17 protein-coding genes are annotated in these 14,367 nt (G+C 62.3%); 15 read left to right on the top strand and 2 right to left on the bottom strand.

The features are described from left to right. Positions 1-25: 25 nt before the first annotated feature. The 9 genes from BLS91_RS02330 to BLS91_RS02295 all read left to right on the top strand — a co-directional run bounded on the left by BLS91_RS02330 (position 26) and on the right by BLS91_RS02295 (position 9,080). Positions 26-2,059: a DUF2075 domain-containing protein gene (locus tag BLS91_RS02330; RefSeq protein WP_198412723.1), complete on the top strand. Its 2,034-nt coding sequence runs from the start codon at positions 26-28 to the stop codon at positions 2,057-2,059. A gap of 218 nt (positions 2,060-2,277) precedes the next feature. Beyond that, positions 2,278-2,604: a hypothetical protein gene (locus tag BLS91_RS02325; RefSeq protein ID WP_092338855.1), complete on the top strand. Its 327-nt coding sequence runs from the start codon at positions 2,278-2,280 to the stop codon at positions 2,602-2,604. Continuing rightward, positions 2,601-5,384 carry a UvrD-helicase domain-containing protein gene (locus tag BLS91_RS02320; protein WP_092338854.1) on the top strand — a complete coding sequence of 928 codons (2,784 nt, stop codon included), beginning with the start codon at positions 2,601-2,603 and terminating at the stop codon, positions 5,382-5,384. Before BLS91_RS02325 ends, BLS91_RS02320 begins: the two co-directional genes overlap by 4 nt. An 80-nt stretch (positions 5,385-5,464) precedes the next feature. Continuing rightward, positions 5,465-6,691: an exonuclease domain-containing protein gene (locus BLS91_RS02315; RefSeq protein ID WP_092338852.1), complete on the top strand. Its 1,227-nt coding sequence runs from the start codon at positions 5,465-5,467 to the stop codon at positions 6,689-6,691. 148 nt (positions 6,692-6,839) lie between these two features. Continuing rightward, a complete protein-coding gene (locus BLS91_RS02310) occupies positions 6,840-7,538 on the top strand; it encodes a vWA domain-containing protein (RefSeq protein ID WP_092338850.1) in 699 nt (232 codons plus the stop codon). Between the two features lie 291 nt (positions 7,539-7,829). Further along, on the top strand, positions 7,830-8,078 hold the full coding sequence (locus tag BLS91_RS02305) for a type II toxin-antitoxin system Phd/YefM family antitoxin (protein ID WP_092338848.1): 249 nt from the start codon (positions 7,830-7,832) through the stop codon (positions 8,076-8,078). After that, entirely contained in the window at positions 8,075-8,332 is a 258-nt protein-coding gene (locus BLS91_RS02300; RefSeq protein ID WP_092338846.1) for a type II toxin-antitoxin system RelE family toxin, read from the top strand. The genes BLS91_RS02305 and BLS91_RS02300 overlap by 4 nt, the downstream gene beginning before the upstream one ends. Before the next feature lie 3 nt (positions 8,333-8,335). Next, the gene (locus BLS91_RS19835; RefSeq protein ID WP_159433813.1) at positions 8,336-8,512 is read left to right on the top strand and encodes a PolC-type DNA polymerase III domain-containing protein; all 177 of its coding nucleotides are present in this window, start codon (positions 8,336-8,338) and stop codon (positions 8,510-8,512) included. Positions 8,513-8,729: 217 nt separating this feature from the next. After that, positions 8,730-9,080 (top strand): hypothetical protein, encoded by a 351-nt coding sequence (locus tag BLS91_RS02295; protein ID WP_158252725.1) that lies wholly within the window; start codon positions 8,730-8,732, stop codon positions 9,078-9,080. A 201-nt stretch (positions 9,081-9,281) separates the two neighbouring features. Here the strand turns inward: BLS91_RS02295 and BLS91_RS02290 are convergent, their stop codons facing one another. After that, positions 9,282-9,656 (bottom strand): YccF domain-containing protein, encoded by a 375-nt coding sequence (locus BLS91_RS02290; protein WP_092338842.1) that lies wholly within the window; start codon positions 9,654-9,656, stop codon positions 9,282-9,284. Positions 9,657-10,049: 393 nt separating this feature from the next. Between BLS91_RS02290 and BLS91_RS02285 the strand changes: the two genes are divergently transcribed. From BLS91_RS02285 to BLS91_RS02265, 5 genes are all read left to right on the top strand, one after another. After that, positions 10,050-10,568, top strand: coding sequence for a hypothetical protein (locus tag BLS91_RS02285; protein WP_104089785.1), 519 nt, complete (start codon positions 10,050-10,052; stop codon positions 10,566-10,568). Between the two features lie 25 nt (positions 10,569-10,593). After that, the gene (locus BLS91_RS19485) at positions 10,594-10,782 is read left to right on the top strand and encodes a hypothetical protein (RefSeq protein ID WP_174774959.1); all 189 of its coding nucleotides are present in this window, start codon (positions 10,594-10,596) and stop codon (positions 10,780-10,782) included. Between the two features lie 77 nt (positions 10,783-10,859). Then, the gene (locus BLS91_RS20280) at positions 10,860-11,300 is read left to right on the top strand and encodes a hypothetical protein (RefSeq protein ID WP_198412725.1); all 441 of its coding nucleotides are present in this window, start codon (positions 10,860-10,862) and stop codon (positions 11,298-11,300) included. Positions 11,301-11,439: 139 nt separating this feature from the next. Beyond that, the gene (locus tag BLS91_RS02270) at positions 11,440-11,982 is read left to right on the top strand and encodes a PadR family transcriptional regulator (RefSeq protein ID WP_092338837.1); all 543 of its coding nucleotides are present in this window, start codon (positions 11,440-11,442) and stop codon (positions 11,980-11,982) included. A 55-nt stretch (positions 11,983-12,037) separates the two neighbouring features. Then, positions 12,038-13,687, top strand: coding sequence for an ABC1 kinase family protein (locus BLS91_RS02265; protein WP_092338835.1), 1,650 nt, complete (start codon positions 12,038-12,040; stop codon positions 13,685-13,687). 10 nt (positions 13,688-13,697) lie between these two features. On the opposite strand, the gene BLS91_RS21105 is transcribed toward BLS91_RS02265, so the two are convergent. Beyond that, entirely contained in the window at positions 13,698-13,754 is a 57-nt protein-coding gene (locus BLS91_RS21105; RefSeq protein ID WP_134505180.1) for an excalibur calcium-binding domain-containing protein, read from the bottom strand. Positions 13,755-14,036: 282 nt separating this feature from the next. Here BLS91_RS21105 and BLS91_RS02260 point away from each other — a divergent pair. Then, positions 14,037-14,367 (top strand): hypothetical protein (locus BLS91_RS02260; RefSeq protein ID WP_139165806.1); only part of this gene is annotated, 331 nt, incomplete at its 3' end.

Here is a 14,367-nt window from a genome sequence, read left to right as displayed (position 1 = left end):
TTGATGCGAATAAATGGGGGACCGCTTGAGCCGAACAATTGCACGCGCCTACTATTCAGCGCCTGTCCATGAGTATCTTCGAGAGGCCTCAAGCACTGTTCTCGGGCGATTGATTGCGGACGCAAGAAATGTCGAGCAAACGCAGCTTGTGGCATGGCAGCAGCAGATCGAAATCCTCAAACGAGAGCTCGCAGTGGATCCGCTGGGCGATGTGTATTTTGAGTTCTCAATTCCGCGAGTTGGCCGGCGAGCCGACGTCGTTGTTGTTAAGGACTCGGCAATCTTCGTACTTGAATTCAAGGTCGGGGCAGAGAATTTTGACGCCGCTGACATACGACAGGCGGAGGGTTACGCAATTGATCTAAAGAATTTCCATAGCACCAGCGAAAACGTGCCTATTATTCCTGTGCTGATTTGCACGCGTGCGCAGGTACGGGAAGTGGAACTCGTCTTCAACGAAGACAAAGTAGCGGCGCCAATTCTCTCAAACGGCCACAATCTCGGGTGGATTCTTTCGAGTGTTACAGGAGAAGCCAACCTAGCGCCTATTGACGCCACGCAATGGGCGGGTGGAACATATAACCCCACCCCGACGATTATTGAAGCGGCGCAATATTTGTATGCAAACCACAGCGTTGTCGAAATTAGCCGGAGTGGAGCGACGGCTGAAAATCTGTCGCTGACAACTGAAACAATTCAGGAAGTAGTGCGAAGCTCTCGCAAACGGGGCAGGAAGAGTATCTGCTTTGTCACTGGAGTGCCGGGATCGGGCAAAACCCTCGCTGGCCTGAATATTGCAACGGTTCTCGACAGTGAGGACCAACAACTTGAACAGGACTTGGCGGTTTTTCTGTCAGGCAACGGGCCGTTAGTGACGGTACTTCGGGAGGCGCTGGCCCGCGATACTAAGATCCGTAACCCTGAGGCATCCATTACCAGTGCGCGGCGAGAAACTGAACGATTCATTCAAAATGTTCACCACTTCCGGGATGAAACGATGCGCGACCCAAAGGCGCCACGTGAGCGCGTCGTAGTTTTCGATGAAGCGCAAAGGGCCTGGGACAAGGCTCAGACCGTCAAATTCATGTCGCAGAAGAAGGGCATTGTGGACTTCGATATGTCCGAGCCGGAATTCCTGATAGGAGTAATGGATCGGCACGTCGATTGGTGCGTTGTTGTTGCTCTGATTGGGGGTGGACAAGAAATCAACACTGGCGAGGTCGGTCTGCCGGGCTGGTTCGACGCCCTTAAGCTGAAGTATCCCGAATGGGATGTGTACTTCTCTTCCCAATTGTCAGACGATGCCTACGATGGAGGGGACCTTGACTTTGCTGAGCTTGCGTCAGACGTACGAGTCGCAGAATCAAGGCCGGGGCTTCATCTATCGACGTCGATGCGGTCCTTTCGGGCCGAATACCTTTCACGCATGGTTCATTATTTGATTAACAATGAGCCAGGCTTGGCTCAAATTGAATATCGGAAATTCCAGGCGGACTATCCCATATATATTACTCGAGACATTGGCGATGCTCGCGCCTGGCTAGTTCACCAGAATCGCGGAACAGAATCGCGCGGCGTTCTCGCCTCCTCGGGCGGAATGCGGCTGCGACCTTATGGAATTCACGCGTCGAATCGCCTTGAACCGGCGCAGTGGTTCCTCAACGAACCATTGGATGTCCGTTCGAGCGATGCTATGGAGCTCGTCGCAACAGAGTTCGACATTCAGGGTTTGGAGCTCGACTGGTCCCTCATCGGTTGGGACGCGGACCTGCGTCATACCGGGAAAGAGTTTAAACACTGGCAGTTCAAGGGAACGGCTTGGCAGGCCCGCCGTAGTGCCAGCAGCCAACGATTTTTAGAGAACGCCTATCGCGTACTCCTTACCAGAGCTCGCCAAGGAATGGTCATTTTTGTGCCAATGGGAGATGCGAGCGACCCTACGCGTGCATCCGAGTTCTACGACGGAACCTACGAGTACCTGCGTAGATGCGGGCTGGAGGGCTTGACTAGCCGCGAAACGATTACTGCACTTGTTGTCGGCGACGGCGACGGCGAATGAGCAAATCACTATGCCAGTAGGAATGGGGCTGCTCCACAGATGTGCGTGTTCATTGGATGAGGTACCCATCCCTTGGCCAAGCCTGAGGCCGATGAGTAGTTACAGTTCGAAGCATGTGTCAAAGCCCGAAGCGGCCAGGTCCGCTTGCTTCACAAACGTTGCCCGACTGGGAAAGTAGACGTGAATATGGTTTTAGGGGGTCGACCATTATTTCTTCCGTGATTGTGTCCCAGTTTGCTGGGATCGCTGCCGTAATGCTGTGGGCGGGTGTCTTGCCATTTGCTGCCTCGTGGATGCTTGACGGCATCGTTCAGGTACTTCGGCACAACGGCCTGAAATTGTTCTGGATGGCTCTTGGCTTCACCATTGTTGTGGCGGGCGCGGGGTACCTCGCCCGGCAATACGGGTTGGGTGCTTCGGACGTTTCTGCAGCCTCGATTTCAGCTATGAGTTCCCTGGCCCAGACCTTTCTCATTTTCACGATTCCGATTTCACTCATCGCATTCATTGGGCGCACGATCAAGCTCATGCGCAAAACCCGATGACCAAACACGACCTCGAAACCTGGCAGCCCTCCGCCTGGGGCAAGGCGCTCACCGGATCCGGTGACTGGCAACTCGCCTTCCACGACGACATCGTCACGGTGACCGTTGCCGGTGCCTCCATCGCGACCGCCGTCGAGGACATCGAGACGGTGGTCGTCACCCGCGGCATGTTCTGGAGCCAGATCGAGCTGCAGGTGGGGGAGCGGGTAGACCGGCTCCGCGGCATCCGCTCGAAAGATGCCGCCGCGTTTGAGCACGCTTTCACCGCAGCACGGCAGTCGTTACAGCTTCGGCAGCTCGCCGCCGAGTTCGAAGCGGCAGCCCGCCAGGCGACACTCTGGCTCGACAGCTTCACTGCTGCGCTCACCGAACACCTGCGCACTATGGGCTGGATCACCAGGGAATTCAGCACCGAATGGGCCGCGCGCAAATCTGCCGTCGGCTTCAGTCACCTGCTCGACGAGAAGTCCTTGCGACCGCATATAGCAGCCCAGCCAGCCGACATCGCTGACACGATTGCTCACTGGTCAGAAGACGTGTTTGCCGTCATCGCGCGTGAAAATCAGAACCATCTCGAGCGTGAAACGGATGAGTGTCGGGAATTCTTCGACAGCGTGGAATCGTCGCCTCTGACCCCAGAGCAGACCCGGGCCGTTGTCTGCTTCGACAACCGGATGCTCGTTGTCGCCTCTGCGGGGTCGGGCAAGACCTCCACGATGGTCGCCAAAGCCGGATATGCGCTGCACCGCAATCTCATCCCGGCCGACAAGATACTCATGCTCGCCTTCAACTCGGCGGCAGCCAAACAGTTGCAGCAGCGCACCCGCGATCGCCTCACCCTGCTGGGGCTTGACGCAGACAAGGTTGTTGCTCGCACATTTCACGCCTTCGGCCTCGACATCATCGGTCAGGCCACCGGTAAGAAGCCGTCGCTGGCGCCGTGGCTTGAGGGTGGCAAGGACATTCAGCAACTCGGTCGGATCGTTGACCGACTTCGGGCTACTGATGTCATGTTCCGCTCGGAGTGGGACTTCTTTCGCGCGGTGCTAGCTCGTGACTACCCTGACGATAACGGGGAGAAGGTCGACGCGAGCGAGGGGTTTCAGACATCGCGCGGCGAAACCGTCAAGAGCGCTGGCGAGCGGATGATCGCTGACTGGCTGTTCTTCAACGGCGTCGACTACATCTACGAGAAGCGCTATGAAGTTGAGACCGCTGACCCCACGCACGGGCAGTACCACCCTGATTTCTTCTACCCGGCGATCAACGTTTACCACGAGCATTGGGCGATTGATGCGGATGGCTCGTCGCCCTTCGAAGGCTATCTCGAGGGCGTTGCATGGAAGCGCAAAATCCACCGCAAAAATGGCACCACTCTCCTCGAGACCACGACGTCGGAGCTGTGGGGTGGACGAGACCTTACCCGCCTGGGCGGCGAGCTCACCGAACGGGGTATCTCCCTGCAGCCCGACGCCGATCGGCTCGCCGTCGGCCAGAAGCCGGTCGAGAACGCACTCCTGCTGGGCACATTTCGTACCTTCCTCATCCACGCCAAAAGCAATTGCCTCACCGAAGAGCAGCTGAGCGAGAACCTCGCAGCGCTCGCCCACGGTCCCGTGCGCTACCGCGACGCGTCGTTCTTGAGACTGTTTACGGCCATCCGTCGGGAATGGAATGAGCAGCTGACGGCTGACGACTGCATCGACTTCGAGGACATGCTGACGCTGTCAGCGCAGCACCTTGAAGATGGCGACTGGCTAAGCCCGTATGACCTCGTAATGGTCGACGAGTTTCAAGACGCAAGCTTTGCCCGCGCCCGACTGGCTCGTGCGCTCGTGAATGCACCTGGGCGCTATCTGTTCGCCGTCGGCGACGACTGGCAGAGCATCAATCGCTTCGCTGGCGCTGATGTCTCGGTCATGACCGGCTTCGAGAACTGGTTCGGCTCGAGTGAGACCATGCGTCTCGAGCGCACCTTTCGTTTTCCACAATCAGTAGCGGATGTCTCGAGCGCCTTCGTCATGCAGAACCCTGGGCAGATCGCGAAGAGCGTCGTTTCGTCGACCGCCGAGTATGCCCCAACGGTGGACATAATGACGGTCGACACGGAGAATGCCGTGGCAGCAGCCGTACGTCATCGATTGACGACTTTGCATACCCGCGTGGCGAGTGGCGAGGTCCCCAGCGTCCAGGGGCGCAAGCTGTCGGTGCTCGTACTCGGCCGGTATCGCCACCAGAGCAGTTACTTGGAGGGCTGCAAGCCCCTCGCGGACCTGCTCGACATCTCGTTCATGACGATCCACGCGTCGAAAGGAGGAGAGGCCGACTACATCGTGATACCCGGCATGGTGTCGGGAAAATGGGGATTTCCGAGCACCATTCCGAACGACCCGGTGTTGCGGCTCGCTATGCCGGCTGCCGAGGAATTTCCGAAGGCTGAGGAACGCCGCCTGTTCTACGTGGCGCTGACCCGCGCCCGCCGCAGTGTGCTTTTAGTCACCATCAACAAACGCGAATCGCGCTTCGTAATGGAACTCATCCGTGATCAGGCCGTGTTGCGCACGAATGCGATCGGCGAGGTGCTGCACTCGGTCGTCTGCCCGCGCTGCGGCCGCGGGTTCATGGTCGAGCGCACCAGTAAACGCGGGGCTTTTCTCGGCTGTCGGCGTTACCCGCGCTGCAAGACTACGCTCGCCCTCGATGGAAGCCCGTCGGTGCCGGTTATGAAGCCGGCCGGCGGGTACCGCAAACCATTCACGCCGTACCGCCGCAACCGCTGACACCCCCGCATCCGTGGGCCGCGCCCGCGTCTACCCCCTCGGTACAGTCAGAAGACCACCTCATTCAGCTCAGGAGCACCATGCCCGGTTTCGCCGTCATCGACTTCGAGACCACCGGACTCTTCGCAGGCGGCAACCACCGGGTCATCGAGGTAGCCGTCGTGCACCTTAGCGCTGCCGGCCAGATCGAAGGCCAGTGGGAGACGCTCATCAACCCCGGGCGTGACCTCGGGCGCCAGGACATCCACCGCGTGCGCGCCGCCGACGTCATGAACGCACCCACCTTCGCCGAGGTCGCCCCACAGCTCGTGGCGCTACTCGACGGCCGCGTCGTCGTCGCCCACAACGCCGCCTTCGACCTGCGGTTTCTGCTCGCCGAACTTGCCCGCGCCGGCTACCCCGTCACCGAACCGGTGATCAGCCTCTGCACCATGCAACTGGCCCGCGATTTTCTGGCCGGAACCGGTCGGTCGCTCGCCGACTGCTGTGCCGCCTACGACATCGATCTCGTCGGCGCCCACCGTGCGTCCGTTGATACCTACGCCACCGCCCAATTGCTCAGCAACTACATTCTCGGTGCTGCCGACCTGATCTTGTGGGCCGATGCCCTGGATCGCGCTGCCGCCTACCGCTGGCCGACACTGCCGGTGCCGGAGCGCCCGTGGTACGCGCGGCCGAAATTTGCGACCGAGCAGACGGCATCCGCTTTTCTGGAACGCATCAGTGTGCGCCTGCCCGAAATTACCGGGCCGGCCGAACACCAGGACTACCTCGCCCTGCTCGATCGTTGCCTGCTCGATCGAAAGCTCTCGGTGCACGAAGCGCAGGCGCTCGTGCAGCTTGCCGAGGAACTCGGCCTCAGCCGCCACCGCTGCGAGCTGCTGCACGGCGAGTATTTCGCCGCGCTCGCCCGCATCGCCTGGGCCGACGGCGTGCTCACAACGGATGAGATGGCCGACCTCGTCGACGTCGCCAACCTGCTCGACATTTCCGCGGATGCCCGGGGCGCCGCGCTCGACCAGCCGGAGCCGGCGGTCGTGGTGGTGGCCAGCGCGCACTTCGAACTGCACCTGGGCGATCTGGTGGTGCTGACCGGCGAGATGATGCGGCCCCGCAGCGACTGGGAGTCGGAGCTGCTGGCCCGCGGCTTCGCCCCGAAGAGTGCCGTGACCAAGAAGGTCACGCTGCTCGTGGCCGCCGACCCGGACTCCCTCTCGGGCAAGGCGCGCAAGGCCCGCGACTACGGAATTCCGATCGTGGGAGAGGCCGCCCTGGCGCGGTTGGCGGGCGTGTTTCCGCTGCGCTGATCGCGGAACGACATCGATTCACCGCGTCGGAGTTTGCTATCGCGCGAGCCCCGCCGCACTGCTGTGCTGCGCTGTGCATGGAGCCATGTCGGTGGCTCCTGCCACACTCAACTTGTTCCCGCCGGGAGCAACTTCTGAGGGGAACACCATGACTGATCCGAACTACACCGCCATGCTGCTGGTCATCGATCGCAGCGGCTCGATGGCGGGCATCCGTGATGACATGGTGGGCGGCCTCACCACGATGCTCGCCGAGCAGGCGGCCGAGCCCGGCCTGCTCACCGTTGATATCGTCACGTTCGACACCGAGATTGAGACGCAGTGCTCCTTGGCCGACCCGAAGAACGTCACGATCTCGCTCGAGCCGCGCGGCGCCACGGCGCTTTTCGACGCCATCGGTCAGTCGGTCACCGGCTTCGGCCGGGTTCTCGCGGCGTTACCCGAGCACGCCCGCCCCGAAACCGTGCAGGTCGTCGTCGTCACCGACGGCGATGAGAACTCCAGCCGGGAGTTCGGCCTCGAAGCCGTGCGCACTCTGGTTACGCGTCAGAAAGAGCAGTACAACTGGGACTTCATGTTTCTCGGGGCCAACCAAGACGCCGTGCTGTCGGGGGAGCGCCTGGGCTTTGACGCCGGCAGTTCGATGACTTTCATGGCGAGTACCGACGCGGTGTCGAACATGAGCGCCTCGATGGGGCGTTACGTGAAAGACGTGCGCGGCAAGACCAAGCGCATGTTCGACGACGAAGAGCGGTACAGCTCCATGATGCCGGCCCCGGAGGCGCCCATCCGACCGGATGAGACATCGCCGAAGCCGGCGAGGGGCAAAAAGGTCGAGAAGCCCTAGCAAAGCTCGGGGCCCTAGCTGCTAAGGCTGGTCGAGTGGTCGCCCGAGGACGGCGATCGCCGCGAACGGGAGGCTCGCCATGACCGATTTAGGGCCTTTGGCGGGCCCCCTCGGCTTGACCGGCGCCCACCATCGCGCACCCATCATCCGTCAGACGTCATCCGCAGCAGCCGATGGCTATGAGGGCGAACCAGAACCTGAGTTCATGGCCACCCGACGGAGCACCGTGCGCCCGGCTGCAGATCTGCACTGCACATGTACATCGCGATCACGCTGATGTACATTTGAGGCATGTCGAAGTCAAGCGTCACCGACGCCAGGGCGCGCCTACCAGAGTTGATTGCCCAGGCCAGCTCAGAGGCCGTCTTCTTGGAGCGTCGCGGAAAAATCGCTGCTGTGCTGGTGAGCCCCGAGCAGTACGCGCGCATGCAAGAAGCGCTTGAGGATGCTGAGGATGTCGCGGCGTTTGATGTGGCGATGGCCGACGAGGGCGACAACATTCCCTGGGAGCAGGTCAAAGCGGATCTAGGCTGGATGTGAGCAAATACCGGATCGAATTGCGCCCGGCAGCGGTCAAGGCCCTGCGACGCATTGATCCGCAGGACCGCGGTCGGGTACAAGGCGCCATCGCCCTGCTGGGCGAAGACCCTCGGCCGCCCGGGGCGAGAGCGTTGCAGGGGCGGGACGGCTATCGGGTGCGCGTGGGCAGCTATCGGATTATCTACACCATCCGCAACGACATCCTTGTGGTGGTCGTGGTCACTGTCGGCCATCGCCGGGACGTGTACGAGTAGCGCGTGGTGCTGCTCGACGGCCGCGTTATCGTGGCCCACAACGCCGCCTTCGACGTTCGCTTTCCCCTCGCGGAACTTGGCCACGCCGGCTACCTGATTACCGTTCCGGGGATCAGCCTCTGCACCTGGCCCGCGACTTTCCCCCGGCACCGCGCGCTCGCCGACGGCTGCGCCGCCTAGAGCTCTCCATCCACGAAGCCGAGGCGGTCTGATGCGCCAGAACCTCCCTAAATCAGCCCTGTCCGAGGGCCGCGGGGCGGCTACGTGTTGGCTAGAGTGCGGAGTGCGGATTAAAGCCCGCCCCGGGTATTCAGGACGATTGTTGGAATGCACGACCATTCAGCCGTTCACCCTGCAACGGGATCGAATGCGTCGAGCTAGCGAGAGGACAGCCAGCATGCCGCCGACTTGGCAGCCATCCGCCTGGGGCAAGGTCCTCACCAGCTCCGGCGAGTGGAAACTCGCACTCGACGGCGACACCATCACGGTCACCCTGGGCGGCGTCGATATCGTGACCGCGGTCGAGGACGTCGAGATTGTCGCCGTCACCCGCGGCCTGTTCTGGAGCCGGATCGAGCTGCACGTGGGGGAGTGGGTGAGTCGGCTCTACGGCATCCGCTCGAAGGACGCTGCCGCGTTTGAACGAGCCTTCGCCACGTCACTGCCGAAGAATTCCCCGCAGACACAGAAGCGTCGGTCGTATGGCGATCTCGGCGGGCTCGATCAGCGCAATGGTGGGATTGCGTAGAAAGATTGCGTCGATCGTATGGCGATCTCGACTGCTCCGTTTGAGCTCGGCATGCCCATCGTGCAGAATGCGTTCAACGCGGCCGTTGACTCGTCGGAACAGCGCCCGGTGGCTGCGCGGGAGCCGATCGCTTACTGACCAGAGTCGTGCCTGTCGCCTGCTCCCTGCGATTCCGTGCCGGAGCGGGCGGCATCCGCTTTGCTAGGGCGTGTCGACGATCTGCTTGCCAAGCGGCATGAGCGCGACCGGGATCAGCTTGAAGTTGGCAATGCCGAACGGGATGCCGATGATCGTCACGCAGAGAGCGATGCCAGAGAGTAGGTGCTCTAAGGCGATCCACCAGCCGGCCAGAATTACCCAGACGACGTTGCCCAGAAGAGACCCGACGCCAGCGCCCGGCGCCTCCGCCACAGTCTTGCCGAACGGCCAGAGCGCGTAGACGCCGATGCGCGCCGCCGCGATTCCCCACGGGATCGTCACGATGAAAATGCACATGATTACGGCAGCCAGCATGTAGCCGAGGAACAGCCAGAAGCCCGAAAGCACGAGCCAGATGATGTTGAGGAGGGTCTTCATGATGGTTCTATTCTCTCAGGTAGCTGCTGCCGGGTCGCCGAGATTCTCGACCTGGGCCACTGCGTGACATCGCCCTATCGCGACTCGATTTCGGGTGCGGCCTTGCCGGCGGCGGACAGCACCGCTTGTCGTGCGGGCCCGGGATCGAAGACGATTTGACCCAATAGATGAAAGTCGGCGAGGGACGACAGCGTACGGATTTACTCGCTACTGCATCGCGAGGGTTCGGTGCAGCTCCGGCGCGGGGCAAGCAGGCAACTTTCTGATTTTTGCTAAACACTGCGGGCGTGACCTTGACACTGGGCTTGTGTGCTGCCAATATCGGCGCCACACGTGCCTGGCAGGCAGTACCGGAACACGGACGTTCCAAACCACATCACGGAAGGCAATCCGATGAAACCATACGAGGATGTCAATTTCGGGCGGCCCAGAAAGCGGCTGTTGCGGACATCGGTCGGAGCGGTGATGACGGTTGTTCTCGTGGCGGTGCTTACCGCATGTGGAGGAGCGCGAACGGGCGCGCAATTGCTCGACGACGTGGCGAGAGCCTTGGGCCGGAGCCCGTCCGAGGTCAGCGTGCTGGTAAAGGCTCAAACGACAGCGGCGGAATCCAGCGATGACATTTTGCGGCGTTGGGCCGCGCCTTTGCGTGAGCCGGGTGCCCTGAGGGACGACGCGTTGACAGTCTCATGCCAGACGGTGATTGATCTTTCGACGTCGGATGAGCCCCTCGACGAGAAATCACTTCTGATCCTGGTGAATAATATCGCAGGGCTGGACCCGACCACAGCCAGCATGCTGGAAGTGAGAGAACTGAGTGATGCCGCCTTCAAACAACTCGGGGGAAAGAGCAATGCCCTGAGCATTCAGGTGCAATTGGATCGTTTCAAAGACGCTGTTTGCACGGGATAGGTAAGTGTGCCCCTGCATTCTGAGTGTGGTCAGGGCTCGATCCGCAGCCTTCACGCGCCACGGACACGAGCGCAGACCGAGCACAGGAGCGATCGACGAACTGCGCCTGCATATCGCGACGGCGGTGCTGGGTGCCGGTGAGCCGTTGTTGACAGGGCTGGATGACCTCACCCTGGAACAGGTCAGCGCCGTCACCTATCGGGTGGTGCGCTGAACTGTATTGCACGGCTAGGTCGCGTCCGCTGGTCGTATTGCATCAGCGCGCTGCCGCCATTCGTGGGAGCATGACGCATGCATAACTTCGTGAGCGACATCGTCTATCAGGCTCCGCAGCAAGGCAACTGGTGGCTCAGTGGCGGCGGTTGGTTCGTGCTGGCCCTGGTGAATGCGGGCCTGGCCGAGCAGAAGAACCGCTCCCGCTGGAACTGGTTCGTGGTCTCGCTGTTTCTCGGGCCCGTCGCCACGTTCTTCGTCGTCGTATGGGAGCCGGTGACCGAGCCGGCACTCGAGGTGCGGAATCCGTTTGCGCGGGCTGACGATCGCTATCTCACCCTGGCCTTCCTGGCCCTGGTGGGCACGATCGGTGCGCTGCTCTTCACCCTGGCCGGGCAGGCCTGGTACATGTGGCTGGCCAGTGCCGTCGGTGCCGCAGCCGTCGTGGTCTTTCTCCTGCTCTTTCGACGCGCACGTGCACAGCGGATGCTGGCGCGAGCGCACGCGCGCAGCGTCTGAGACAGGGTCGCGCGTGACGGCTGGCCTGTCTGGGAGCCAGCCCTGAGCATCCGTTTTGGGTGTATCGCTCGCGGCCATCGCTAGGTATCGTTGGCCTATCGCTGTATATCGTTAGCACTTCATACCGAGGAGGCAAATCATGGGCAATTCATTCCCCACCGGCGGGTTCAACGCTGGCAACATCGACGGCATCTGGCAGGCCATGGAACAGTTCCGCTCGCGGTTCGAGAAGCAAACGGGCACCCGAGCCGGCCGCGGTGAGGTGCGCACCGCGGTGCTCGCGCTGCTCGCCGAGCAGCCGATGCACGGCTACCAGATCATTCACGAGATCGAGGAGCGCAGCGGCGGCAGTTGGAAGCCCAGCGCCGGCTCGGTCTACCCGACCCTGCAGCTGCTGGCCGACGAAGGCCTGATCAGCGCCGAGGAGAGCAACGGTCGCAAGATCTACTCGCTCACCGACGAGGGTCGCGAGGCTGTCGCTGACGCCGATACGAGCGCACCGTGGGGAGCCACGACGTCGACTTCTGGCCACGGCCATGCGGCCCTGCCCAAAGCCGGTATCGAGCTCGCCCAGGCGGCCGCCCAGGTCGGGCGCACCGGCTCGCCGGAGCAGATCAAAGAGGCCGTCACGGTGCTCGACGACGCGCGTCGCAAGCTCTACTCGATCCTCGCCCAGGACTGACGGGGTGCCACTGGTTCGGCGAGGTAGCTACGATTCGACTTCGGGCGCGGGCAACATGCGCGCCCGCTACCGCCGCATTCTGCGTTTTGCCAGCTGGTATCTGGCGATCACGTGGTGGTTCGAGTTGTTCCTGCCTCGCATCGGGCTGGTGAAAATAGCTGAACGCACACGCTCCAAGCGGATGCGACGCTTCGCCCAGGGTTTCCACGTGCTCGCGGCCGACCTCGGCGGTCTCATGATCAAGGTCGGGCAGTTCATGTCCTCGCGCCTCGACGTGCTGCCGCCCGAGATCACCAAGGAGCTCGAGGGACTGCAAGACGAGGTGGCCCCCGTGCCATTCGGGGCCATTCGCGCCGCCGCCGAGGCGGAGCTGGGTATGCCGCTCGAGCGCGCGTTCACCATGGTCGACGAGACGCCGGTGGCCGCGGCTTCCCTCGGGCAGGCGCACCGGGCGCGGCTGAACCCCATCGATGCCGCCGACACCGGTCTCGACACGGTCATCGTGAAGATTCAGCGACCGGGCATCGACGAGATCATCGACGTCGACCTGGCGGCCCTGCGCAAGGTGGGTGGCTGGCTCAGTCACGTGAAGCTGGTCTCCCGGCGGGTCGACATGCCGGCGCTGGTGGAGGAGTTCGCGCTCACCAGCCTCGAGGAGATCGACTACCTGCACGAGGCCGCGAGCTCCGTGCGCTTCGCCGAGGCCTTCACCGACGACGACCGGGTGGGTGTGCCCAGCGTGGTCTGGGAACGCACCACCCGCCGGGTGCTCACCCTCGAAGACGTCACGGCGATCAAGATCACCGATGTTGACGCCCTCGTGGCTGCGGGCATTGACCCGGTGGAGGTGGCCCCGGTCTTCGCGGCGGTCATGTTCGACCAGCTGTTTACGAAGGGGTTTTTTCACGCCGATCCGCACCCCGGCAACATCTTCGTAACGCCTGATGCTGAGGGCGGGTGGAAGCTGACCTTCATCGACTTCGGCATGATGGGCGAAGTACCCACCAGCACCCGCAGCGGCCTGCGCAAGCTGCTGATCGCCGCCGCGTCGCGTGACGGCCGCGGCCTGGTCAATGCCATGCGCGACGTCGGCGTACTGCTGCCGTCGGCCGAGACCAGCGAGCTCGAGCGGGCGATGACGACCCTGTTCGCCCGGTTCGGCGGCATGGGATTCGCCGAGCTGCGCGAGGTCGACCCGCGGGAGTTCCGCGACTTCGCGGTGCAGTTCGGCGACGTTGTGCGCTCACTGCCGTTCCAGCTGCCCGAGAACTTTCTGCTCATCATTCGGGCGATGTCACTCACGTCCGGGGTGTCCAGCGCACTCAATCCCGCGTTCAACCTCTGGGATTCGGTCGAGCCCTACGCCGCGCAGCTGCTGCGCGACGAGAGCGGCAACCTCGTGCAGGACTTCGCGAAGCAGGCCATGGAGACCGTCGGCATTGCCGTTCGTCTGCCGAAGCGACTCGACGAGCTCATCACCCAGTTCGAGGACGGCTCCATTACTGTCGCTACGCCGAGTCTCGAGAAACGCATCACCCGACTCGAGCGCACCGCACGGCAAACCGTGTCGGCGCTGTTGTTCGGCGCACTGCTCATTGCCGGAGTACTACTGCGAGCGGATGACGCGGTGCTGGGCACCGTACTCATAGTCGCGTCGGTCGCGCCCCTGTTGCACGCGCTGTTCGCCGGGCGTCGCGGGTTCTGAGCGGGCGGGGTCAGCTTTCGCAGCCGACGCCGTCGCCGTCGCCGTCAAGGTGATCTCCGTAGCCCACTTATCGGGGCAGTCCGTGAGAATGCGGGTCATCGCGTCGTGCTTCGCTGGCGTTGCCCACAATCCGCAGGTTGCGTTGCCCGAAATCTGGCGCGCCACGCAGGCGCACCGGTGCGACATCATCGGTGGCAACCATCCGCGCGGCATTTCTCACGACGCAGGGGGTCGCGTTTCGCTGGCACGTCTTAGAAAAAATTCTGAACCTGCGTCAATTTAATTATGAGATTTGCTCGTGTTTAGGGGCGATTTGGTCTATACTTGTGGTGAAGGAGGCACCGACGCCATGACCCTCACCGCCCCGCCCGCCACAGCCGGCTCGATGCCGCAGGGTTCTCGCGTTGAAGCGGTGGCTCAGGCCGGTGCCATTCTGGCGGCAGCGTTTGACGATGTGCGGTTCGGTCACCTCGACGATGCTGAAGCTGTTGCGGTTCTCGCGGCGTTGGAGGGGCTCGGCCGCAAGGTCGATGGTGCCCAGTACCAATTAACCGCGCACGCGCCACCACCGACATCGGTGTGCGCGCCGAGACCGACCTTGGCAACGGGTCGCTGGCGTACCGAAACGGATGCCGCAACCGGGTCGAATTCATCACCCAACTCGCCTGCATCTCGGGCCG

The sequence above is a fragment of the Cryobacterium flavum genome, from assembly GCF_900103805.1.
Taxonomy (GTDB): Bacteria; Actinomycetota; Actinomycetes; order Actinomycetales; family Microbacteriaceae; genus Cryobacterium; species Cryobacterium flavum.
The sequence above is the reverse complement of the archived record's forward strand: the minus strand, read 5'-3'. Positions and strand labels throughout refer to the sequence as shown.